We start from the raw sequence: 22,346 nt of genomic DNA, 5'->3' as shown, positions 1-22,346 counted from the left end.
TCTTTTTTAAATTTTTTGAAAAGGTGAGAATGAAGGTGGAAACCAAAAGGTTTGGAATAGAGGAAGAAATCTTAAATAAGATTATCGAAATTTTTAAGAAATACAAGCAAGTGAGAAAAGCTTGTATCTTTGGTTCGAGGGCAAGAGGAGACTATAGAAGAGGTTCTGATGTAGATATATGTATTTGGCTTGAAGAGGAGAGTGAAAATCCAATTTATAAAATCCAGGATGAATTAGAAGAAGTTAATACAATATTGCTGTTTGATGTTGTTGCGTTCGATAGCATTACAAAAGAAAATCTCAAAGAAAGTATCATAAAAGAAGGAGTAATTATATATGAAAGAGAGAATAGTAGAGAAGTATGAAGATTTTAAGACTGCTTTAAAAAGATTAGAAGAAGGTATAAGTATACAGCCGGACAAGGATATTATTATGGACGGGGCAATCCAGAGATTTGAATTTGTCTTTGAACTTTCATGGAAGCTCATGAGGGAATATTTGAAGTATACTGGTTTGGAGATTAACAATCCTCGGACCGTTATAAAGTATGCATATCAAAATGGCATTATAGAAGACGGTGACAAATGGCTTAAAATGCTTTCAGATAGAAATATGACTTCTCACTTATATGACCAAAAAATGGCTTATGAGATTTACCAAAACATTAAACTTGAGTATGTAGAGCTATTTAGGAAGTTGGTTTTAAAGTTTGAAGAGATAATAATTTCTGAGCTATGAAGATGGCAAACTTGTTGATAGATTTGTAAAAAAGGGTAAAATAAAATTGAGAAAATAAGCTTTTAGCAAGTTGTCTTTTGAGGAGATGGTAAGATGCAAAAAAAAGAGAAAAACAACAATTTTTATATGGCGTTTTGTGATGACAGGTTCAAGATAAACAGGATTTCAGTTACCTTTATAGATAGGCTTGAAAGAGAAAAAAATACTTTAAATGCTCTATTTCCAATGGTTTTAATAAGAGGGAACAATAAGTACAAGGATATGAAAGAAATAAATAGATTTTTGGACAATATGTATGGTGCATCTTTGAGCATTGATGTGGATAAAAAGGGTGACCTGCAGGCAATTTCATTTGCAATAAGCTTTTTAAATGATAGATTTGCAGGAGAAAACCTTTATACAAAAGCGCTACAGTTTTTGTATGACATCATATATGGTCCGATAAAATATGGCGGTGGATTTGAAGAAGAAGCTATATTGCAAGAGAAGAACAATCTAAAACAGGAGATTGAAAGCAGGATAAACGACAAGGTTCAATATGCAATTGACAGATGTATAGAGATTATGTTTGAGGGGCAAAATTATGCTCTTTATGAAAAAGGAAATGTTGATGACTTGCAAACCATCACAAAAGAAAAGCTCTTTTCACAATACCAAGAGGTTATTACCAAAAAGCCTATGTACGTGTTTGTCTATGGTGACTATGATGAAGAATGGGCAACTTCAAAAGCATTAGAGATTTTTGGAGAGGAAAAAAGAGAGAGTATACACAATGATTTTTTTGTAGACATTCCATTTGAAAACACAAGATATGTAACAGAAGAGATGGAAGTAAATCAAGGCAAAATTGCCCTTGGGATAAGAACAAATGTGGATGTGACATCTGAGGATTATTACAAACTTTTGATGCTCAACGGAATTCTAGGAGCATCTCCAAAATCAAAACTTTTTGAAAATGTTCGCGAAAAAGCTTCTTTGTGCTACTACGTATTTTCAAGGATTGACAGGTTCAAATCTGTAATGATTATTAGCTCTGGAATTGAAATTGAAAACTATGAAAAGGCTTTAAATATGATTTTGCAGCAGATAGAGGATATCAAAAATGGGAGGATTGATGATATCGAATATGAAAGTGCAATAAACTATTATAAAACAGCTCTGATGGCTATATATGACAGTCCAAGGGATCTTCTGAGTTTTTATTTAAATCAGGCATTAGTTGGACAAATAATAGAACCCAAGGAAGTTTTTGAAAACCTCAAAAATGTGAATATAGAGGATATAAAAAAGATAGCAAACAGGTTTGAGCTTGATACTGTATATTTTTTGAAAAACAGAGGTGTTGCTAAAGATGGAAAGGATTTATGATGATGCTCTCAATGAAGAGATTTATATAAATTCATATTCAAATGGACTAAAAGCTTTTGTCATAAAAAAGAAAAACTTCAGCAAGGCATTTGCAGGTTTTGCAACAAAATACGGTTCTGTTGATAGTAAATTTGTTCATCCAAAAACAAAAGAGGTTGTTGAGGTTCCAGATGGCATTGCACATTTTTTGGAACACAAATTGTTTGAGGAAGAAGAAGGAAATGTGTTTGACAGATTTGCAAAATTTGGTGCAATGGCAAATGCATTTACTTCCTTCAAAGAAACAGTCTACTATTTTATATCCACTCAAAACTTTTATGAAAATTTTGAGATTCTCTTAGATTTTGTTCAAAATCCGTATTTTACTGATCAAAATGTCGAGAAAGAAAAAGGGATAATTGGACAGGAGATAAGAATGTACCAGGACAATCCAAACTGGAGGGTTTATTTTAATCTCTTGAATGCACTTTATGTAAACAATCCTGTGAAAATTGACATTGCAGGAACATTAGAGAGTATTCAAAAAATTACAAAAGAGGATTTGTATTTGTGTTATAATACATTCTATCATCCAAGCAATATGATAATTGTTGTATGCGGTGATGTGGACCCTAAAAAAGTTTTTGATACAATTGAAAGGATGGAAAAGACAAAAGAATATCAAAGCCTGATAGAAAGGATTTATCCTGATGAGCCTGAAAAATTAAATCAAAAAAAGATAGAGGCAAGGCTTTCAGTGGCAGTGCCAATCTTCTATATAGGCTTTAAAGACAATCAAAATGACCTTCCGCCATATGAGATGATAATGAAGGATATACAAACACAGATAATGGCTGAAATGCTGTTTGGAAAATCCACAGATTTTTATGAAAAGCTTTATAAAGAAGGACTTATCAACCAGAACTTTGGGTTTGAGTACAACTGTGAACCTGAATATTCATTCTTTATGATTGGTGGAGAGAGCAAAGACCCTGAAGAGGTTTACAGAAGAATAATTGAGCACATTGAGGATGTCAAGAAAAAAGGAATTGACAGAGAAGAGTTTGAGAGAGCAAAAAAGGTTGTTTTGGGGACTCACTTGAGAAAGTTTGATAATCCTGAAAAACTCTCTGTTGAGTTTATATACAACTATTTCAAAGGAGTAAATATATTTGAATATGTTAAACAAATATCTTCTGTATCATTTGAAATGTGCGAAAAAAGGCTCAAAGAATTTTTTGATGAAAGTACAAGCTGTATATCAATTGTTTGGCCAACAAATTAAGACAAATATAAAGTTTGGAGCAAAGGAAAATGATAGATGATAGTATTGTTTTTCCAGGGCTTGGTTTGAGATTTAATTTTAGTCCAGTTGCATTTAAGATTTTTGGACTTGAGGTCAGATGGTACGGGATTATAATTGCAATTGGTTTTTTATGTGGTTTTCTTGCAAGCACATATTTTGCTAAAAAAGAAGAAGTAAACCCAGAGGTTTTGCTTGACATTGCAATAATTGCACTACCTGTTGCAATAATCTTTGCAAGGGCTTATTATGTGATTTTTAATTTTAAAGAGTTCAAGGACAATATTCTAAGCATTTTTGCCATTCGCCAGGGTGGAATTGCGATATATGGAGCTTTGATAGGTGCGCTTTTGAGCACATACATTTATTGCAAGATAAAAAAAATAAATTTTTTCAAAATATGTGATGTGGGTGTTCACGGTCTGATATTAGGGCAGGCAATAGGAAGATGGGGTAACTTTGCAAACAGGGAAGCTTACGGCTATGAGACAAATCTTCCATGGCGTATGCAGATTTATAGCAATGAAGTTGGGAGAAGAATAGATGTTCATCCAACATTTTTGTATGAGTCTTTATGGGACTTTTTTGTCTTCTTGCTTTTATTATTTCTCAGAAAGTATAAAAAGAAAGAAGGGGATATGTTAGGATTTTATTTAATATTTTATTCTACCGGAAGGTTTTTCATCGAGGGGTTGAGAACAGACAGTTTAATGATAGGGAATTTTAGAGTATCCCAGATTGTTGCAGCTTTGTGCATTGTTGTAGGAAGTACAATTGTGTTAAAGAACAAAAGGTCATTTTTCGACAAAATATAGCAAAAAAACAGCACAATGTATTTTTAGAGTATTTTTGTTGACAAAATACGCGTTTGGGTTTATAATTAAAATACAATCTTTGTAAGATGGTGGGAATATGATAACAGAAAAGATAATGAAGTTGAGAGAGAAGTTGGATGAACTGATTAACAGCAACGCTGATTATGAGTCAATATATCATGTCAGTACAGAATTGGACAAGCTGATTCTGGATTATTACAAAGAGAGAAATGAAATGGTGCTCAAAAAGTTAGTCAAAAAGGAAGGGAATGTGTAAAAAAGTTTGCCTGGTCAAAAAGAGCCTGATAGGAGGCAAAACACAAAAGATGAGAATTTTTACGATATAAAAAATAGGGCAGATAAAAATCTGCCCTATTTTTTTTTTCATTTGTTGAAGGATTTTTCAAATTGGTATAGAATATTTTTATAAAGTGGTTCAAAGTGGAGTAAAGTGGTTTAATGTTAATAGGAGAATACAAGCATGTGGTAGACAATAAAGGTAGAATAATACTTCCTTCTAAATTCAGAGAAGAACTTGGTGAGAGATTTATCCTTACAAAAGGACTTGATAACTGCCTTTTTGGATATTCTTTGAAAGAGTGGTCTGTGCTTGAGGAAAAGCTTAAAAAACTTCCACTTACAAGCAAAGAAGCACGAACATTTTTGAGATTTTTCTTTGCGGGGGCGTGTGAGTGCGAGGTTGACAAGCAGGGGAGAGTCCTCATTCCCCAGAACCTAAGAGAATATGCAGGTATTCAAAAAGAGGTATTTATAATTGGTGTTATGACAAGAATTGAAATATGGAGCGAGGATAACTGGCTCAAAGAAATGACTAATGAGGACCTTTCGGTTGATAGAATAGCACAAAAAATGGAGGAGCTGGGTATATAAGTTTTAGAAGGAGTAGGGGAAAGTTTAATGTATGAACACATACCGGTGCTACTTGAAGAGTCGGTGTTTTTTCTTGTTACAAATCCGGATGGAATTTATGTTGATGCTACTTTTGGTCTTGGTGGACATTCAAAAAGAATACTTGAAAGGATTTCTAACAAAGGTTTTCTTATTGCTATTGACAGGGACTTGGAAGCTATTGAGCTTGGCAGAAGAAAATTAGAAGCTTACAAGAATGTAGAGATAGTGCATTCTTCATTTTCAAAAGTTGATGAGGTGCTGGAAGCTTTAGGAATTGAAAAGATAGATGGAATACTCTTCGACTTTGGTGTTTCTTCATTGCAACTTGACAAGCAAGAAAGAGGTTTTTCGTACAGCAAAGAAGCTTTTTTAGATATGAGGATGGATACAACATCAAAACTAACCGCGTATGATGTTATCAATTTCTATTCTAAGGAAGATTTAGAGAGAATAATAAGAGAGTATGGTGAAGAGAGGTTTGCAAGAAGGATTGCAAAAGCGATTGTGGAAAGAAGGAATAAAAAGCCTATTGAAACCACAACAGAATTGAGTAGCTTGATTTCTTCTGTGGTACCGAAGCCAAAAGATGGTTCACATCCTGCACAAAAGACTTTCCAGGCTATCCGAATAGAGGTAAACAGAGAACTTGAGGAAATAATGATCGCGCTTGAAAAGAGTTTGAGATTTTTGAAATCTGGTGGGAGGATATGTGCAATTTCTTTTCACTCTCTTGAAGATAGAATAGTAAAAGAGTTTTTCAAATTTCACTCACTTGACTGTATTTGTCCGAAAGATCTTCCTGTCTGTATATGTGGCAAGAAAAAAGAGCTTAACATCATAACAAAAAAGCCAATAACCCCTTCTAAAGAAGAGATTGAGAAAAACAAAAGAAGTCACAGCGCAAAACTGAGAGTTGCTGAAAAGGTCTGAAAAATAAAAAGGGGGTTTTTTAAAATGTCAAGAGCAGGTTCAGCAATTTATAGCGAAGATTACTGGGAAAATAATTTGGCTGATAGAGAAGAGATTGAACAAGAAATTGCAAAAAAAAATCACATAAGAAAACAAATATTAAAACAAAAGAAAGTTGAAAGATCAAGGTTTTTTAGGAATATATTGTTTGTTTGCATATTTTGCAGCATGTCAATAATTATTATGTGCGGGTATGTGAATATTACTCATGAGAGAGCAAAACTTGCTCAGCTTCAGAATGACCTTAAATTACAAACTGATATAAACAAACAGTTAAAACTTGAGATAGATGGGAAGCTTACTCTATCTGAGATAGAAAAGATTGCACAACAAAAATATTCAATGGCATATCCTGAATTTTCGCAAGTTGTGTATGTTACTGTTCAGTTGCCTGAAGAAAAAAAACAGAAGGTCGCAAAAGAAGAAAAATCGAATTATAATAATAAAGTGTCTTTGATAATAAACTTTATTAAGAAAATCTTTTAAAATTTTTAAGACCCAAAAAGCTGGAGGAAAAAGGCTTGAAAGAAGCATCTATAAAGATAAAAAAGAGAATTCTTTTTATTATGTCAGTGTTTTTTTTAAGCTTTGTAATGCTGGTGGGACGGCTTTTTTATCTTCAACTAATAAAAGGTGAAGAACTTAAAAAAAGAGCTTTTTCACAATGGACGCGGGAAAGGCTTGTTGCACCCAAAAGAGGAAGTATTGTGGATAGAAATGGCAAGATCTTAGCGATGTCAATTACAGCTGAAACGGTTGTTGCATCTTTGAATCAAATCAAAGAAAAAGAGTGGACTGCTAAAGTGTTATCTGGTATTTTACAGATGGATTATCAAAAAATTTTAAAAAAGCTAAATACAAAGGGAGTTTCAGATATTTACATAGCACGCAATATTGACAAAGAGAAGGCAGATAAGATAAGAAAATATGCTCTGCCAGGGATTTATTTGACAGGTGGGACAAAAAGGGTGTATCCAAACGGTAATTTTCTGGCTCAGGTTCTTGGCTTTACAGGGATTGACGACCAAGGACTGTCTGGGCTTGAACTTTATTATGATAAGTATCTTCGCGGCAAACCAGGTGCCATTTCAGCCCAGACTGATGCAAGTGGCAGAGCTGCTCCATTTTCAGAAGAGTTTTTTAAAAAGCCTGTCGATGGCTATGACCTGATGCTTACAATTGACGAAACAATACAGCATTTTGCTGAAAAGTATGCACAAAAAGCTCTTTATGATAACAAAGCAAAGAGTGTAACCATTATTGTTGAGAAAGTCAAAACAGGCGAGATTTTAGCTATGACCTCCAAACCTGATTTTGACCCCAATAAACCATTTGATCTTATATACAAAGACAGGTTTCCTGACTTTGATAAACTATCTCAAGCTGAAAAGAACAAGATAGTCCAGTCAATGTGGAAAAACAGAGCACTGACAGACACATACGAGCCCGGTTCAACATTTAAGATAGTCACCGCAGCTGCAGGGCTTGAAGAAGGGGTTGTTAATGAAAATTCTCAATTTTATTGCAAAGGATATGTCAAGGTTGCAAATGCAACGATAAAATGTTGGAGGTATTACAATCCACACGGCAGTGAAAACTTTGTTGAAGGTGTTCAAAATTCTTGCAACCCTGTATTCATAGAAGTGGGACAAAGGCTGGGAAAAGAGAAACTCTACAAGTATATAAATCTTTTTGGGTTTGGTCAAAAGACTGGAATAGACCTTCCCGGTGAGGCAAAAGGGATTGTTCAGCCACTGAGTAAGATTGGGCCTGTTGAACTTGCAACAATTTCTTTTGGTCAGGGAATTTCAGCAACTCCAATTCAGGTTATCAGTATGATAAATGCAGTTGCAAATGACGGTGTGTGGGTCCAGCCTCATGTTGTAAAGGCCATATATGATAAGGACAAAAAACTGATAAAGTCTTTTGACAGCCCGAAAAAAAGAAGAGTTTTGCACCAGGACGTTGCACGAAGGCTTAAAATAATGCTTCAGTCTGTTGTGACAAACGGTACAGGTCACAATGCTTATCTTTTGGGCTATAAAGTTGCAGGGAAAACAGGAACTTCGCAAAAGTACGACAAAACATCTAAAAAGTATATAGCATCATTTGGGGGGTTTGCGCCGGCCGACAATCCCGAGGTGTCAGTTCTTGTCATTATAGATGAGCCTGACCCTTCACTTTATTATGGAGGTCTTATAGCCGCACCAGTTGCAAGAGACTTATTAAATGATATACTCAGATATTTGGATGTCCAGCCACAGTATACAGCTGAGGAGTTAAAACAGATAGAGCTATATAAAGAGTTTATAGTTCCAAACACAATCGGAATGAATGTTGGGGATGCAAAGAAAGAAATTAACAATAACAAATTTAATGCAAGGGTCATAGGAAATGGTGACAAGGTGATTGACCAGGTTCCAAAAGCTGGGTTTATGTTGAAAGAAGGTTCAACAATAATATTGTTCACTCAAGAAATGTCACAAACAACTGTAATTGTTCCCAATGTAGTGGGCTTGAGTGCACAGGATGCACAAAAGGTGCTTTCAAATAGTCTTCTCAACATAAAAGTTAAAGGAATGAAAGGAAAGATTATAAGACAAAATCCACAGCCAGGGACAAAAGTCCCAATAGGTTCAATTGTTGAGGTTGAAATTGCTGATAAAGAAAATGCAGAATAGAAAGGGTGAAGAATTCTTGAAATTAAAAGATTTAATTGAGGACGTTGATATTATAGAAACAAATGTTAAGGATTTTGATAAAGAAATAATTGATATTGTATACAATTCAAAAAATGCAAAAGAAGACTGTGCTTTTGTGTGTATAAAAGGTTTTAAGACAGATGGGCATGAATATATCGATGAAGCGGTCCACAATGGTGCTCGTTTGGTGGTTGTAGATGAGTTTTTTGACACATCTAAGATTGAAGGGAAGGTTGATTATATAAAGACTTCAAATACCAGAAGGGCCCTTGCTGTTATGTCTGCAAACTTTTTTGGTCATCCTTCAAAGGACTTTTTACTGATTGGTGTGACAGGTACAAATGGTAAAACTTCGACAACATTTATGATAAAGTCTATCCTTGAAGTTCATGGACAAAAAGTGGGGTTGATTGGTACAATCAAGAATATGATAGGTAGCAAAGAAATTGAGGCACAGCATACAACGCCTGAGTCTTATGACCTGCAAAAACTCTTTTGGCAAATGAAAAATGAAGGTGTTGACAGTGTTGTGATGGAAGTGTCTTCACACTCTCTTGAGCTTTTCAGGGTTTACGGCTGTGATTTTGACGTTGGAGTTTTTACAAACCTTACTCAGGATCATTTAGACTTTCATGGAACAATGGAAAATTATTTTAATGCTAAGTTAAAACTTTTTAATATGAGCAAAAAAAGGGTTGTAAATGCCGATGATATGTGGGGGAAGAGAATTATAGAAATGTATCCTGACAGTGTGACATATGCAAAGGACAGCGATGCCCAAGTTTTTGCACAAAACATTAAACTTTTTGTTAACAAAAATCAATTTGATATGTGGTATAATGACAAAAAAGCAGAGATAACACTTAATATCCCCGGTCTTTTTTCAATTTACAATAGCCTTGCCGCTGGAGCGTGTTGCATCGCGCTTGGCCTTGAACTTGATACAATAAAAAAAGGACTTGAGAAATTAAAAGCTGTGCCCGGCAGATTTGAGATTGTTGAGTCAAATGAAAAGTTTACTGTGGTAATTGACTATGCACACACACCAGATGGACTATTAAATCTTATGAAGACAGTAGATGAAGTTACGAATGGTAGAAAAGTGTTACTTTTTGGATGTGGCGGAGACAGAGACAGAGCAAAAAGACCAATTATGGGCGAGATTGCTGGCAAGATGGCAGATTTTGTAATTGTTACATCTGACAATCCGCGAACAGAAGACCCGCTCAAGATAATTGCCGATATCTTGGAGGGGATAAGAAAGACAAATGTTGATTATGTGGTTATACCCGACAGATATGAAGCTATCAGATATGCTATAAAGAATGCAAGAGAAAATGATTTTATTGTTCTTGCTGGGAAAGGCCATGAAACTTACCAGATTTTAAAGGATAGAACTATACCGTTTGATGAAAGAGAGGTTGTGAAGAATATCTTAAAGGAGTTAAGAAAATGAACCTGTGGCTTTCTGAGATAGCAAAAGCTGTGAATGGAGAACTTAAAAATTTTTCTAATGATGTAATTGTTAAAAATTTTTCAATTAATAGCAAAAACATAGGAAAAGATACCTTATTTATTCCTTTAAAAGGAATTAGATTTGACGGACATGATTTTGTAAAAGAAGCATTGCAAAATGGTGCAATTTCGTTTATTTCTCAAAAAGAATTTGAAGATGTAAATATACCTTATGTTAAAGTCCAGGATTCTCTTTTAGCACTGCAAAATTTGGCTTATTATATAAGAAAAAAATTAAGCGACTTAAAAGTTATAGGGGTTACTGGAAGTGTAGGCAAGACTTCAACAAAGGAATATATATACGGTGTACTTAGCTTAAAATATAAAGCTTATAAAAACCAAGGTAACTATAATAATCATATAGGTCTTCCGATTTCTATTCTGAATATTCCAGATGATACTCAAATTGCTGTATTTGAAATGGGAATGAATAATTTTGGCGAAATATCAAAACTATCTCAAATTGCAAAACCTGATATTGGAATTATAACAAATATTGGTATTGCACACATTGAAAATTTAAAGTCAAGATACAACATTTTTCTTGCAAAGTCAGAGATTCAGGACGGGATGCCAGAAAATGGGATACTGATTATAAATAACGACAATGACATTTTGAATCTTCATAAAAGGGAATTCAAAAGAAAGGTTATTACTATTGGGATTGAAAACGAGAGCAATTTTAGAGCACAAAACGTGCAAAGACATCAGAATGGATTTTCATTTGAGGTAGATAACTACACCTATTTTATAGAAAGCTTTAATTTTCATGACATTTATAACTCTCTTTTTGCAATTGCGGTAGGTACAATTTTAGGAGTAGACAGGCAGCTTGTGAAAGAAGCAATCCGCCAAAAAGAGAGACTAAAGAGAAGGTTTGAAATTATCAGAAAAGGAAACATTACAGTTGTAGATGATACTTACAATGCAAGTACACATTCGATGCTGTCTGCTATAGACAGCATATGTGAGTTTGATGGCAAAAGGATATTGGTGCTGGGCGATATGCTCGAACTTGGCGAATTTTCTGAAGAGGAACACAGAAAAGTTGGCAGGTACATATTGCAAAAGCCAATTGATGTTGTTGTATGCACAGGGAAAGACGCATTTTATATATATGATGAAGTAAAGAAAAAAGATGGTTTAAAAGCATATTTTGTTTCAAAAGATGAGTGTTTAGATGTGTTGGAAAGAGAAGTTACAAGTAACTGTACAATTCTTTTTAAGGCTTCGCGGGGTATAAAACTGGATGAAGTTGTAGATGAATTTCTCAAGGAGAGATAAAAAATGCTTGACATTGATACAATACTTGCAATAATGATTTCGTTTTTGATTGTTTTAATTACTATGCCAATTGTAATTCCATTTTTAAAATATTTAAAATTTGGTCAGGTTGTACGTGATGATGGGCCAAAAACACACCACAAAAAAAGTGGAACACCAACAATGGGCGGGCTGGTTATAGGTTTTGCTATTATTGTAACATCACTAATTTTCTACAAAAAATATCCTGCAATTGGAGCACCTCTTATAGCCACATTTGCTTTTGGACTTATAGGTTTTATAGATGATTTCATAAAGGTTGTGCTAAAAAGATCTTTAGGCCTTCGAGCACGTGAAAAACTGGTACTTCAATTTTTAATCAGTATAACCTTTTTGTATATTATACAGAAACATTTAGGAAGTGATGTTTATCTGCCAGTTCTGAATAGATACATTGACTTGAAATGGGCATATGTTCCAGTGATGTCGGTTTTAATGGTTTTCACTGTAAATGCTGTGAATCTTACAGATGGACTTGACGGTTTGGCAAGTGGTGTAACAATGATAGTATCTTTATTTTTAGCCATTATCTCCATATTTTCCAAAAACCATGATATGGCAATTTTTAGTGGAGCTATTGTGGGGAGTTGTATGGGATTTTTGAGATACAATGCACATCCGGCAGTTGTGTTTATGGGAGATACAGGATCTCTGATGTTGGGTGGTTCCATATTTTCAATTGCTGTGATGTTAAAACAGCCTGTACTTGTGTTGGTTATAGGTGGGCTATATATAATGGAGGCAGCATCAGTAATGCTTCAAGTATTATATTTTAAGCTCACGAAAAAAAGAATATTTAGAATGGCACCTTTACATCATCATTTTGAACTTTTAGGCTGGGATGAAGCGAAAGTTGTTGTTGTCTTTTGGATATTTACAATTTTGTTTTGCTTGCTTGCCTTGGCAATGATACAGCTGAAAATTTAGTAGTTGGAGGTTTTTAAAATTGGATTTAATAGGGAAAAATGTTTTGATAGTAGGTCTTGGTAAAAGTGGATTGGCTTGTGCACAATTTTTAAAAAAATATGGTGCTTTTGTGATAGGTTTTGATGAAAAGGCAGAAGAACAGTTCAAAGAAGAAGATAGAAATTGTGCAGAAAAGTACTGTGACGAAATCTATTATTGTGAGATTCCCGATGAGGTGATTGACAAGGTTCAGCTTGTTGTTGTTAGTCCTGGCGTGCCACTTACCAAAAGACCTTTGGTGCTTGCTTATAAAAAAGGTGTTGAGGTTATTGGTGAGATTGAGCTTGCATATAGGTTCTGTAAAAGTAAAAATATTGTTGCTATCACAGGTACAAATGGTAAAACAACAACCACAACTCTTGTAGGAGAAATTTTAAAAAAACAGTATGAAGATGTTGTTGTATGTGGAAACATTGGTCTACCATTTATTGATACAATAGAAACATCAAGTGAAGATACTATTTTTGTGCTTGAGATATCAAGTTTTCAGCTTGAAACTATTAAATATTTCAAACCAAGAGTTGGATGTATTCTCAATATCACCCCTGACCATCTAAACAGACATATAACAATGGAGAATTATATAAAAGCAAAGATGAGAATATTCGAAAATATAGATGAAAAGGGATATACAGTTCTCAACTATGACAATGACATAACCCGTGATTTAATTGGAGTGGCAAAAGGGAATGTTATAGTATTTTCAAAAACAAGGGTTCAGTTTGAAAATGTAGTATTTGTTGAAGACGATATAATTTATTTTACCATTGATAGAAAAACACAAAAAATTATGAAAAAAGACGAAATATTTATACCGGGTCAACATAATTTAGAGAATGCTCTTGCAGCAATTAGTTGTACTTTGCCGTTTGGAATAGAAAAAAATACGATTAAGCAAGTTCTCAAGACTTTTAAAGGTGTTGAACACCGCATAGAATTTGTGGCAGAAATAAATGGTATAAAATTTTATAATGATTCAAAAGGTACAAACACTGATGCTGCTGAAAAGGCACTCAATGCTTTTGAAAACCCAATAATTTTAATTGCCGGCGGGTATGACAAGGGAGAAAGTTTCGAGAAATTTGCAAGCTTAGTTGCTAAGAAGGCTAAAAAAGTATTTTTACTTGGTCAGACAAAACAAAAGATTGCCAGTGAACTTGAGAAAAACGGATATAAAAACTTTGAGCTTGTTTCAAACTTGAAAGAAGCGGTTAAAAAGAGCTTTGAATGTGCTCAAAATGGTGATATTATACTTCTGTCACCTGCATGTGCAAGCTGGGATATGTTTGAAAACTATGAGCAAAGAGGAAGGATATTTAAAGAATATGTAAATGAGCTTTTAACAACAGGGATGTGAGTGTTGAAAATGGAAAGGAAGATGATAGATTATCCGCTTTTGTATATTACTCTTTTGCTTTCGCTAATTGGCGTTGTGATGATATTTAGCGCAAGCTATTACTATGCTTATTACCATTTTCATGACAGCTACCATTTTTTAAAAAAACAGATAATAGGTCTTGTACTTGGTTTAATAGTGATGTATATAACAACTCAGATTGACTATAGAGTATGGAAAAAGTTTGCTATTATGCTTTATATAGTAGCTACAATATCGCTTATAGCTGTTTTAATTCCGGGAATAGGTAAACTTGTAAACAACGCACGTAGATGGATTGATATTGGACCTATTCAGTTTCAGCCATCAGAACTTGCAAAATATGCTCTTGTTATAACACTTAGTACTTATTTTGACCATATTGAAAAACCGAAGTCAAAATTTAAAGCTTTTATCATATCAATGATTTTGACAGGATTATTTTTTGCACTTATATACAAGGAACCAAACATGAGCACTTGCATACTGATACTTGGAATTTCAATACTTATGCTCTTTGCTTGGGGATTGAATATTGGATATTTTATCACAATGGGTGCTATGGCTGTACCAGTTTTGTATTACCTTACAACAAAAGAACAGTACAGAGTAGAAAGAATTCAAGCACTTTTCAATCCATGGGCAGACCCGACAGACAAGGGGTACCAGATAATTCAGTCATTGTATGCAATTGGCTCTGGTGGACTTTTCGGTATGGGGCTTGGTCAGAGTAGACAAAAACTACTGTACATTCCTGAACCCCACACAGATTTTATATTTTCAATTTTATGTGAAGAGCTGGGGTTTATTGGAGCTATTTTTGTGATAGTCTTATTTGTTCTTTTTGTATGGAGAGGAATTGTTATTGCGCTAAATAGTCCTGATAGGTTTGGAACGCTTTTAGCATTTGGTGTCACAAGTATAATAGCCATGCAGGCAATTTTGAACATTGCTGTTGTAACAGCATCAGTGCCAGCAACAGGTGTACCTCTACCTTTTATAACTTACGGCGGAACTTCAATAGTGTTTCATCTTTTTGGTGTAGGAATATTACTGAGTATTTCAAGAAAGATAAAGGTGATAAAATGACACAAATAAGAAAAACGTTGATATTAAGTGGTGGTGGGACAGGTGGTCATATTTATCCTGCAATTTCTGTTGCTGACTGTTTGAAAAAGATTGATAGTCAGGTAGACATAATCTTTATTGGAACAAGAGAAGGACTTGAAGCAAAGATTGTACCAGAGGTAGGGTACAGAATAGAGTTCATAGAAGTAAAAGGTCTTAAAAGACAGTTTAAAATAGAAAATATAACTGTAGCAGTAAAGTTTTTGAAAGGATTTTGGCAGGCTAGGAAGATATTAAAACAGTGCAATCCAGCTTGTGTATTTGTAACTGGCGGGTATGTATCACTTCCTGTTGCACTTGCTGCGAAAAGTTTTGGTATAAAGATTATTTTGCACGAACAAAATACTTTTCCAGGTCTTGCCAACAGGATAATTTCAAAGTTTTGTGACAAGGTTTTGATAAGCTTTGAGGAGAGCAGAAAATACTTCAAAAAAAGCAAAAATGTCATTTTAACAGGAAATCCTATTAGGCTTGAGATTTTAAATTATAATCAAAACCAAGCAAAACGTGAAATTGGATTAGATAACACAATCATTGTTTTGATAGTTGGTGGGAGTAGAGGAGCAGAAAATCTAAATAGAGCCGCAATAAGACTTGCAAAATCTTTTGAAAGTAACAATAATATACATTTTATCCTTTCGACAGGTGAGAAAAAGTTTGAAGATGCGAAGAGCTTTGCAGAACAGTTGAATGTTAGATCAAACATAAGTTTGTATCCATACATTAAAGAAATGCCAAAATATCTTGCTGCTGCTGATATTGTTATTTCAAGGGGTGGTGCTATAGCTATTTCAGAGATTACTGCACTTGGTAAGCCAAGTATCATTGTTCCATCACCATATGTTGTTAATAACCATCAAGAGTACAACGCAAGGGCTTTAGAAAAAGAAGGAGCATGTTTTGTAGTGCTTGAACGTGAGCTTGAGGGTGATAAGCTCAGAATTCTATTAGAAAAGCTTATACATGATAAACAACTATATGCTTCGATGGAAAAAAAGAGCAAAAACCTTGGAAGACCTGATGCAACTGAAAATATAGTGAGAGTAATAAGGGAATACATCAAATAAGATTTTTGTAACAGACAATGCAAGTTAAGAATAAAATAATATGCGACAGTTTTCTAGAAAGTTTGGAAGTGAAGATGCAAAAACTTATAATATATGGTCCGACAAGGCTCATGGGAGAGATTGAGGTTGAAGGTGCCAAAAATGCAGCACTTCCTATATTGACAGCATCTATTTTAAGCAACAATAGAGTTATTATCACAAATGTACCTGACATTGTTGATGTGAGACATACAATAGAGATTCTCAAATATCTTGGTTGTATTGTATCGTTTGAAAACAATACAGTGGTGATAGATAGTAGCTCAATTAAAAGATTTACCATACCATCTGAGTATGCAAAGCTCATGCGTTCAAGTGTACTTTTTATGGGGGCGCTTCTGAGTAAGTTCAAAAGAGCAGAGCTTTCTAATCATCCAGGGGGGTGTGAGATAGGGCAACGACCAATTGATCTACACATCTTAGCTTTTAGACAACTTGGTATAGAAGTGTTTGAACATGATAACAGAATAATTTGCCGTTGTGATAAAATTAAAGGCGGTGAAATTTTTTTGCCAATACCTTCAGTTGGAGCAACAGAAAATATAATTCTTGCATCCATATTTTGTGATGAAGAAGTTGTAATAAAAAATGCAGCAAAAGAGCCAGAGATAGCGGATCTTTGCCATTTCTTAAATAAGCTTGGTGCAAAGATAAAGGGTGCTGGGACACATATAATTAAGATTGAGGGTGTAAAAAGGTTAAAGAGTGAAGAGGTGGCTCACAATGTTATACCTGATAGAATTGTAGCAGGGACGTACCTGTGTGCAGTTGCTACGTGCGGGGAGGAAGTAGTTTTAAAAAGTGTATTTCCAAGACATTTAGATTCAATACTATATATTCTCAAAAATGCGGGATGTGTAATTAAAGAGTCAAAAAATGAAATTTGGATAAAGAAAGAACGAAGATTAAAAGGTGGGTGGCGGATTACTACACATTATTATCCTGGTTTTCCTACAGACCTTCAGGCTCCTATTTGCAGCGTGTTTGCAGTAGCAAATGGAGTTACAATAATTAAAGAAACCATCTTTGAAAACAGATTCAAACATATATCCGAGCTTGTAAAAATGGGTGCAGATATACATGTTGAAAAGGATATTGCAGTAATAAATGGTGTTGAGAAATTGAAAGGTTGTAAGGTTTTTGCACGTGATTTGAGAGGTGGTGCAGCACTTTTTGTAGCGGGGCTTTCTGCTCAAGGAGTAACAGAAGTTGTGGATGCAGATTACATCGACCGGGGGTATGAGAAGATAGAGGAAAAATATTCTTTACTTGGTGCGAAAATTCTCAGAATAAAAAGTGAGTGAGTATTTTAAAATGGGTAGATTGAGTGTAAAGATTAGTGTATTATTAATGTTAGGAGTTACATTTACTCTTTTAATTTTTAATTTGGACTACTTTGAGGTAAAAAATTTCAGTATACATAATTTGCAAAGAGTTAAAAAAAATGATATTATAAAGATAATACAGCAATATCAAAACCAGAACATATTGAGTGTAAACACAAAAGATATAAAACACAAACTATTGGAAAATCCAGAAATAGAAGATGTTGTAATAAAGAGAAAGCTGCCTGATACACTTTTAATATATGTGAATGAAAAGAGTACAGTTGGACTTATAAAATATTTAAATTCGTATATAGAAATTGATAAAAAAGGGTATGTAATAAGAATAGAAGGAGATTTACCGCAAAATTCGATTGTGTTTGAAGGTCTAAAAGTGGTTCAAGCAACAGTGGGTAAGAAAATTGTTGTTACAGATGAAATACTTTTGCAGAGAGCAATTGAAGTAGCTCAAGGTCTTTTACGTTTTAATGCGTTAAAGGTTTTTAAAATAGAAAAAGTCATTTTGCTTTTAAAAAATGTTAGTGACCTTCAACTTAAAATGGACAAGCTAACTATAAAACTTGGAGACGGGTCAGATATAGATTACAAATTAAGACTTTTGAAAAGTGTGTATGATAAATTACCAAAAAATGTTGAAGGGATTATTACACTAAATTCTAATGGTATCGCCACGTTCAGTCCAGATACTGGGGAGGACAATTGAAAGAATATGAAGGTGAAGATTAAAAAACCGACAGGTGGACAGGTTGCCATTGCTATTTTGCTTTTGGTTTTAGGGATATTAATGTCAATGCAAATTAAAAGTGTTAGACAAAGTAATGAACTAAAAAATTTAGAAAAAGCAAGAGCCATTGAACTTGCTGAACAGATAAACAAGCTTAGAGAAGAAAATGTGAGTCTTCGCCAGCAGATTTATGATTATGAGAAAAAAATCAAAGAATATCAGGACTCAGCAGCAAGTATTAGCAAAACTACAGAACTTTTAAAAGAAGAGCTTGATAAAGTCAAGATTTTAGCTGGGCTCACAGATGTAGAAGGACCAGGTATAATTATTACACTTGATGACAGCAAAATACCTGCCCAACCCAATGTTGATCCAAACAGTTTTCTGCTACATGATTCTGACATTTTGCAGGTTATAAACGAACTTCGGGCAGCAGGAGCTGAAGCAATAGCGATAAATGACCAGAGAGTAGTTTCAACAACTGAGATCAGATGTGCAGGACCAACTATTAGTATAAACAACACAAGGTATTCTGCCCCGTACATAATAAAAGCAATTGGTGATCCTAAGATTCTTAAAAATTCTCTTGAGATGCGGGGAGGTATCATAGACCTTTTAAAGGAATTTTCTATAGGGGTTAAGATTGAAGAAGCTTCAAAAGTTGTAATTCCACGTTATACTGGAAGTTTAAAATTCAATTACGCAAAGATAAGAAGTGAAGGAAGCTGATGAAAAAATGATAGTACTTGTAATTGCTCTTTTAATTGGTATATTAATAGGACTTTTTATTCCAATAAGTATTCCTCAGGATTATTCATCTTATGTTGCAGTTGGTCTTCTTGCAGCACTTGACTCTATATTTGGTGCTCTGAAATCAAATTTAAAGGGTGACTTCAAGATAGATATATTCATTTCTGGATTTGTTGGCAATACATTAATAGCCATGCTTCTTGCTTATATGGGTGACATGCTTGGTATTCCGCTGTACCAAGCAGCGGTTGTGGCTTTTGGTGTCAGGATTTTTCAAAATTTTGGGGAAATGCGAAGAAGCATTTTAATAAAAAATAAGAGTTTTTCTAAGGAGGAGAAAAACCAATGATTAGTTTTGACACAGAAAAAATGACTGTTGCACAATTGAAAGTTATTGGTGTTGGTGGTGCAGGAAATAATGCAGTCAATAGAATGATTGATGTTGGCGTATCGGGAGTAGAGTTCATAGCAGTTAATACCGACAAGCAGGCTCTTCAACGCTCAAAAGCGCATTATAAGATTCAGATAGGTGAGAAAATTACAAAAGGACTTGGAGCGGGGGCTGACCCTGAAATTGGAAGAAAAGCTGCAGAGGAGAGTAAAGAGGATATAGCTCAGGTTTTAAAGGGAGCGGACATGGTATTTATTACAGCAGGAATGGGTGGCGGGACGGGTACTGGAGCTTCACCTGTTGTTGCTGAGATAGCAAAAGAGCTGGGGATATTGACTGTTGCTGTTGTTACAAGACCGTTTAAAAGTGAAGGTGCAAAGCGAAGAGTCAACGCAGAAAAAGGAATAGAAGAACTTAAGAAGATTGTAGATACAATAATTATTGTCCCAAATGATAGACTATTTATGCTTTCCACCAATAAAAGTCTTAAAATCTCAGATGCATTCAGAATGGCTGATGATGTGCTAAGACAGGGTGTTCAAGGAATTTCTGATATCATATTGAATGCGGGGCTAATAAATGTGGATTTTGCAGATGTAAAGGCTATTATGATGAATAAGGGATATGCACACATGGGAATAGGCAAGGCTAAAGGTGATGAAAAGGTACTCAAAGCTTTAGAGCAGGCAATCAACAGCCCGCTTCTTGAGACTTCAATAAAAGGAGCAAAAGGTGTTCTTGTAAACTACACAGGAAATCCAGAAGAATTACTTCTTGATGAGATTGAAAGAGCGAATGAGCTTATTTCTTCGGAGGCTGATGAGAATGTTAACTTTATAATGGGGATTGTTTTCAATGAAGAAATGAAAGACGAGGTTCAAGTTACTGTCATTGCAACAGGATTTGACACAACCAATGAAGAATCGTCATCTGCTCAAGTTAATAAAGCTCCGATGCAAAAGATGGGCAATCTTCAAAATCTGTTCCAAGATGATGACATATTTGAAATTCCAATATTCTTGAAAAATAAAAAATAATAACAAGTATTATTTAAAAATAAATTTTGTAAAATTAAGGGGCTATCCAGCAAAAAATGTTAATTGGATAGTCCCTTTTTGCTTTCAAAATTTATAAATGTACAGTTTCGATGGTTATAAAACAATTAAAACTTTATTTTTTGCAAAAAATTGTTAGAAAATTGATTTTTACTTAGGAGCAACTTGAAAATATTTTGACATAATTTTACCCTTTTAAGGAATATAATTATTACTTAGAGATACCTGTTTTGAGGATAAAGAGTTGATAGAATGAAATGATTATTTATGCAGATGTATATATATTAGAAAATTTGGTTATAAATTATTTTATTCTACTTGTAACGTCATATTTACTTAAAGAAAATGTAAACAGTTTTAAGATTATTGTTATGAGTATACTTGGAGCTTTTTATTCGCTATTTCAATTTTATAAGCCTTTACAGCTATTATATTCTCCGATTGGGAAAATTATTGTTTCAGCTTTCTTTGTATATTTTACCTTTTTGCCTAAAAATTTTTTTGGATTTATTAGACAATTTCTTAGTTTTTATCTTGTTACAATCATGTTTGGAGGAATGGGATTTTTTCTATATTATATTTCAGAAAATAGTATTGAATACTCTTTTCAGCTCAAGTTGAGGAACGTACTACTTGCGATTGGTGTTTCACTAATTGTGTTCAAGTTATCATATGAGCTTATAATCAAAATGGTTTACAAAGATTCACTCATTAGGTATATAAGATTCAGGATAAATCAATTAGAGTATAGCTGTGTTGGATATATAGATACAGGCAATAACTTAAAAGAACCTTTTTCTGGCAAACCTGTTGTAATTGTTGAAAGAAATCTACTTGGAATGGAAGAAGAAGAGAAAGACATATCTTCAAAGGACCTTGAAAAACTCCAAAAAGTTTTTGGTAGCAAAATTGTTTTGATACCTTACAATTCAATTGGTCAGGAACATGGGGTTTTAGTAGGGGTTATTCCAGATGAGTTTTATGTTTCAGAAAACAAAAATACATGGGTAAAGAAAGATGTGGCTATTGCCTTGTATGACAAGAAAATTTCGAACAGGTACTCAGCACTTCTTGGTCCTGATCTGATTTAATTCTTCTTGATTTTTTTAAGGAGGAGTGATTTTATGAGACTTGAGTCTAATATCCTGCAATATGTGTTAAAAATATTGAAAAAACTTGGTTTTTCATTTTCAAAAAGCCAGTTAATGGAGATTTTTTATGTTGGTGGATGTGATACACTTCCACCACCGCTTACACCTGACGAAGAGGCGCAGATTTTATACAAGATTCACTACCAAGGAAAAGAAGAATTAAAGAAGCTTTTAATAGAAAGGAATTTGAGGCTGGTTGTCTATATTGCGAGAAGATTTGAAAATACAAAGATTAATCTTGAAGACCTTGTTTCAATAGGTACAATAGGTTTGATTAAAGCAATAAATACATATAATCCAAACAAGAATATAAAACTTGCTACTTATGCTTCAAAATGTATTGAGAATGAAATTCTGATGTTTTTGAGACGAAATTCGAGCAAGAAACTTGAATTGTCAATAGATGAGCCACTAAATGTAGATTGGGATGGCAACGAACTTTTGCTTTCTGATGTTCTGGGGACTGATACAGAAGAAATTTACAACAGGATTGAGAGTAATGTAGAAAAAGAAGCACTTTTGCAAGCAATTAAAAAGCTTCCATCAAGGGAAAAAAAGATTGTTGAATTGAGATTTGGATTTGGAGATGGTGGAGAAAAGACCCAAAAAGAGGTTGCTGATATGCTGGGGATATCACAAAGCTATATTTCGAGATTGGAAAAAAAGATTATAACAAGACTTAAAAAAGAGCTGGCAAAAATTATATAATATAGAAATCTATTTTGGAATA

General features: G+C 34.1%; 23 protein-coding genes. All 23 read left to right on the top strand.

The window, feature by feature from the left end:
- Positions 1 to 29 precede the first annotated feature (29 nt).
- The 23 genes from CaldiYA01_RS08525 to sigE all read left to right on the top strand — a co-directional run bounded on the left by CaldiYA01_RS08525 (position 30) and on the right by sigE (position 22,324).
- Positions 30 to 365, top strand: a complete 336-nt coding sequence (locus CaldiYA01_RS08525; RefSeq protein ID WP_207178796.1) for a nucleotidyltransferase domain-containing protein — start codon at positions 30 to 32, stop codon at positions 363 to 365.
- Complete coding sequence (locus CaldiYA01_RS08520) at positions 337 to 738, top strand: nucleotidyltransferase substrate binding protein (RefSeq protein ID WP_207178794.1); 402 nt, start codon at positions 337 to 339, stop codon at positions 736 to 738. Before CaldiYA01_RS08525 ends, CaldiYA01_RS08520 begins: the two co-directional genes overlap by 29 nt.
- A 93-nt stretch (positions 739 to 831) precedes the next feature.
- Positions 832 to 2,106: an EF-P 5-aminopentanol modification-associated protein YfmF gene (yfmF, locus tag CaldiYA01_RS08515; RefSeq protein WP_207178792.1), complete on the top strand. Its 1,275-nt coding sequence runs from the start codon at positions 832 to 834 to the stop codon at positions 2,104 to 2,106.
- Complete coding sequence (gene yfmH / locus CaldiYA01_RS08510; RefSeq protein ID WP_207178789.1) at positions 2,090 to 3,370, top strand: EF-P 5-aminopentanol modification-associated protein YfmH; 1,281 nt, start codon at positions 2,090 to 2,092, stop codon at positions 3,368 to 3,370. The genes yfmF and yfmH overlap by 17 nt, the downstream gene beginning before the upstream one ends.
- Positions 3,371 to 3,399: 29 nt before the next feature.
- Positions 3,400 to 4,203: a prolipoprotein diacylglyceryl transferase gene (gene lgt, locus CaldiYA01_RS08505; protein ID WP_207178787.1), complete on the top strand. Its 804-nt coding sequence runs from the start codon at positions 3,400 to 3,402 to the stop codon at positions 4,201 to 4,203.
- 97 nt (positions 4,204 to 4,300) lie between these two features.
- The gene (locus CaldiYA01_RS08500; RefSeq protein ID WP_207178785.1) at positions 4,301 to 4,480 is read left to right on the top strand and encodes a Spo0E family sporulation regulatory protein-aspartic acid phosphatase; all 180 of its coding nucleotides are present in this window, start codon (positions 4,301 to 4,303) and stop codon (positions 4,478 to 4,480) included.
- A gap of 182 nt (positions 4,481 to 4,662) precedes the next feature.
- Complete coding sequence (mraZ, locus tag CaldiYA01_RS08495; RefSeq protein WP_207178782.1) at positions 4,663 to 5,094, top strand: division/cell wall cluster transcriptional repressor MraZ; 432 nt, start codon at positions 4,663 to 4,665, stop codon at positions 5,092 to 5,094.
- 27 nt (positions 5,095 to 5,121) lie between these two features.
- Positions 5,122 to 6,045 carry a 16S rRNA (cytosine(1402)-N(4))-methyltransferase RsmH gene (gene rsmH, locus CaldiYA01_RS08490; RefSeq protein WP_207178780.1) on the top strand — a complete coding sequence of 308 codons (924 nt, stop codon included), beginning with the start codon at positions 5,122 to 5,124 and terminating at the stop codon, positions 6,043 to 6,045.
- 24 nt (positions 6,046 to 6,069) lie between these two features.
- Positions 6,070 to 6,570: a septum formation initiator family protein gene (locus CaldiYA01_RS08485; RefSeq protein ID WP_207178777.1), complete on the top strand. Its 501-nt coding sequence runs from the start codon at positions 6,070 to 6,072 to the stop codon at positions 6,568 to 6,570.
- 35 nt (positions 6,571 to 6,605) lie between these two features.
- Positions 6,606 to 8,765, top strand: a complete 2,160-nt coding sequence (locus tag CaldiYA01_RS08480; protein WP_207178773.1) for a stage V sporulation protein D — start codon at positions 6,606 to 6,608, stop codon at positions 8,763 to 8,765.
- Positions 8,755 to 10,242 (top strand): UDP-N-acetylmuramoyl-L-alanyl-D-glutamate--2,6-diaminopimelate ligase, encoded by a 1,488-nt coding sequence (locus CaldiYA01_RS08475; RefSeq protein WP_207178770.1) that lies wholly within the window; start codon positions 8,755 to 8,757, stop codon positions 10,240 to 10,242. The genes CaldiYA01_RS08480 and CaldiYA01_RS08475 overlap by 11 nt, the downstream gene beginning before the upstream one ends.
- Positions 10,239 to 11,585 carry a UDP-N-acetylmuramoyl-tripeptide--D-alanyl-D-alanine ligase gene (locus CaldiYA01_RS08470; RefSeq protein WP_207178768.1) on the top strand — a complete coding sequence of 449 codons (1,347 nt, stop codon included), beginning with the start codon at positions 10,239 to 10,241 and terminating at the stop codon, positions 11,583 to 11,585. The genes CaldiYA01_RS08475 and CaldiYA01_RS08470 overlap by 4 nt, the downstream gene beginning before the upstream one ends.
- A 3-nt stretch (positions 11,586 to 11,588) precedes the next feature.
- Positions 11,589 to 12,551, top strand: a complete 963-nt coding sequence (gene mraY / locus CaldiYA01_RS08465) for a phospho-N-acetylmuramoyl-pentapeptide-transferase (protein ID WP_207178766.1) — start codon at positions 11,589 to 11,591, stop codon at positions 12,549 to 12,551.
- A 19-nt stretch (positions 12,552 to 12,570) separates the two neighbouring features.
- On the top strand, positions 12,571 to 13,947 hold the full coding sequence (gene murD, locus CaldiYA01_RS08460) for a UDP-N-acetylmuramoyl-L-alanine--D-glutamate ligase (protein ID WP_207178764.1): 1,377 nt from the start codon (positions 12,571 to 12,573) through the stop codon (positions 13,945 to 13,947).
- Between the two features lie 21 nt (positions 13,948 to 13,968).
- Positions 13,969 to 15,054, top strand: coding sequence for a putative lipid II flippase FtsW (ftsW, locus tag CaldiYA01_RS08455; RefSeq protein WP_207182814.1), 1,086 nt, complete (start codon positions 13,969 to 13,971; stop codon positions 15,052 to 15,054).
- Positions 15,051 to 16,160: an undecaprenyldiphospho-muramoylpentapeptide beta-N-acetylglucosaminyltransferase gene (gene murG / locus CaldiYA01_RS08450; protein ID WP_207178762.1), complete on the top strand. Its 1,110-nt coding sequence runs from the start codon at positions 15,051 to 15,053 to the stop codon at positions 16,158 to 16,160. Before ftsW ends, murG begins: the two co-directional genes overlap by 4 nt.
- Before the next feature lie 74 nt (positions 16,161 to 16,234).
- Positions 16,235 to 17,503 (top strand): UDP-N-acetylglucosamine 1-carboxyvinyltransferase, encoded by a 1,269-nt coding sequence (gene murA / locus CaldiYA01_RS08445; protein WP_207178759.1) that lies wholly within the window; start codon positions 16,235 to 16,237, stop codon positions 17,501 to 17,503.
- Positions 17,504 to 17,513: 10 nt separating this feature from the next.
- Positions 17,514 to 18,248: a cell division protein FtsQ/DivIB gene (locus CaldiYA01_RS08440; protein WP_207178754.1), complete on the top strand. Its 735-nt coding sequence runs from the start codon at positions 17,514 to 17,516 to the stop codon at positions 18,246 to 18,248.
- A gap of 6 nt (positions 18,249 to 18,254) precedes the next feature.
- Positions 18,255 to 18,998, top strand: a complete 744-nt coding sequence (locus CaldiYA01_RS08435; RefSeq protein WP_207178751.1) for a DUF881 domain-containing protein — start codon at positions 18,255 to 18,257, stop codon at positions 18,996 to 18,998.
- A gap of 7 nt (positions 18,999 to 19,005) precedes the next feature.
- Entirely contained in the window at positions 19,006 to 19,368 is a 363-nt protein-coding gene (locus tag CaldiYA01_RS08430) for a small basic family protein (RefSeq protein WP_207178748.1), read from the top strand.
- Positions 19,365 to 20,447: a cell division protein FtsZ gene (gene ftsZ / locus CaldiYA01_RS08425; protein ID WP_207178744.1), complete on the top strand. Its 1,083-nt coding sequence runs from the start codon at positions 19,365 to 19,367 to the stop codon at positions 20,445 to 20,447. Before CaldiYA01_RS08430 ends, ftsZ begins: the two co-directional genes overlap by 4 nt.
- 275 nt (positions 20,448 to 20,722) lie before the next feature.
- Positions 20,723 to 21,556: a sigma-E processing peptidase SpoIIGA gene (locus tag CaldiYA01_RS08420; protein WP_207178741.1), complete on the top strand. Its 834-nt coding sequence runs from the start codon at positions 20,723 to 20,725 to the stop codon at positions 21,554 to 21,556.
- Between the two features lie 33 nt (positions 21,557 to 21,589).
- On the top strand, positions 21,590 to 22,324 hold the full coding sequence (gene sigE, locus CaldiYA01_RS08415; protein ID WP_207178738.1) for an RNA polymerase sporulation sigma factor SigE: 735 nt from the start codon (positions 21,590 to 21,592) through the stop codon (positions 22,322 to 22,324).
- The last annotated feature ends 22 nt before the right edge of the window (positions 22,325 to 22,346 follow it).

The organism is Caldicellulosiruptor diazotrophicus, assembly GCF_017347585.1.
Classification (GTDB): domain Bacteria; phylum Bacillota; class Thermoanaerobacteria; order Caldicellulosiruptorales; family Caldicellulosiruptoraceae; genus Caldicellulosiruptor; species Caldicellulosiruptor diazotrophicus.
Note: the sequence above shows the minus strand (reverse complement) of the source record. Positions and strands in the feature narration are given on the sequence as shown.

Coding starts and splice junctions, on each gene's coding strand:
- CaldiYA01_RS08435 (WP_207178751.1), top strand. CDS start 18,255: ATGAAGGTGAAGATTAAAAAACCGACAGGTGGACAGGTTGCCATTGCT.
- CaldiYA01_RS08520 (WP_207178794.1), top strand. CDS start 337: ATGAAAGAGAGAATAGTAGAGAAGTATGAAGATTTTAAGACTGCTTTA.
- murA (WP_207178759.1), top strand. CDS start 16,235: ATGCAAAAACTTATAATATATGGTCCGACAAGGCTCATGGGAGAGATT.
- CaldiYA01_RS08470 (WP_207178768.1), top strand. CDS start 10,239: ATGAACCTGTGGCTTTCTGAGATAGCAAAAGCTGTGAATGGAGAACTT.
- rsmH (WP_207178780.1), top strand. CDS start 5,122: ATGTATGAACACATACCGGTGCTACTTGAAGAGTCGGTGTTTTTTCTT.
- CaldiYA01_RS08475 (WP_207178770.1), top strand. CDS start 8,755: ATGCAGAATAGAAAGGGTGAAGAATTCTTGAAATTAAAAGATTTAATT.
- mraY (WP_207178766.1), top strand. CDS start 11,589: ATGCTTGACATTGATACAATACTTGCAATAATGATTTCGTTTTTGATT.
- CaldiYA01_RS08500 (WP_207178785.1), top strand. CDS start 4,301: ATGATAACAGAAAAGATAATGAAGTTGAGAGAGAAGTTGGATGAACTG.
- CaldiYA01_RS08485 (WP_207178777.1), top strand. CDS start 6,070: ATGTCAAGAGCAGGTTCAGCAATTTATAGCGAAGATTACTGGGAAAAT.
- mraZ (WP_207178782.1), top strand. CDS start 4,663: ATGTTAATAGGAGAATACAAGCATGTGGTAGACAATAAAGGTAGAATA.
- yfmH (WP_207178789.1), top strand. CDS start 2,090: ATGGAAAGGATTTATGATGATGCTCTCAATGAAGAGATTTATATAAAT.
- lgt (WP_207178787.1), top strand. CDS start 3,400: ATGATAGATGATAGTATTGTTTTTCCAGGGCTTGGTTTGAGATTTAAT.
- sigE (WP_207178738.1), top strand. CDS start 21,590: ATGAGACTTGAGTCTAATATCCTGCAATATGTGTTAAAAATATTGAAA.
- CaldiYA01_RS08430 (WP_207178748.1), top strand. CDS start 19,006: ATGATAGTACTTGTAATTGCTCTTTTAATTGGTATATTAATAGGACTT.
- CaldiYA01_RS08525 (WP_207178796.1), top strand. CDS start 30: ATGAAGGTGGAAACCAAAAGGTTTGGAATAGAGGAAGAAATCTTAAAT.
- ftsW (WP_207182814.1), top strand. CDS start 13,969: ATGATAGATTATCCGCTTTTGTATATTACTCTTTTGCTTTCGCTAATT.
- CaldiYA01_RS08440 (WP_207178754.1), top strand. CDS start 17,514: ATGGGTAGATTGAGTGTAAAGATTAGTGTATTATTAATGTTAGGAGTT.
- yfmF (WP_207178792.1), top strand. CDS start 832: ATGCAAAAAAAAGAGAAAAACAACAATTTTTATATGGCGTTTTGTGAT.
- murG (WP_207178762.1), top strand. CDS start 15,051: ATGACACAAATAAGAAAAACGTTGATATTAAGTGGTGGTGGGACAGGT.
- ftsZ (WP_207178744.1), top strand. CDS start 19,365: ATGATTAGTTTTGACACAGAAAAAATGACTGTTGCACAATTGAAAGTT.
- CaldiYA01_RS08420 (WP_207178741.1), top strand. CDS start 20,723: ATGATTATTTATGCAGATGTATATATATTAGAAAATTTGGTTATAAAT.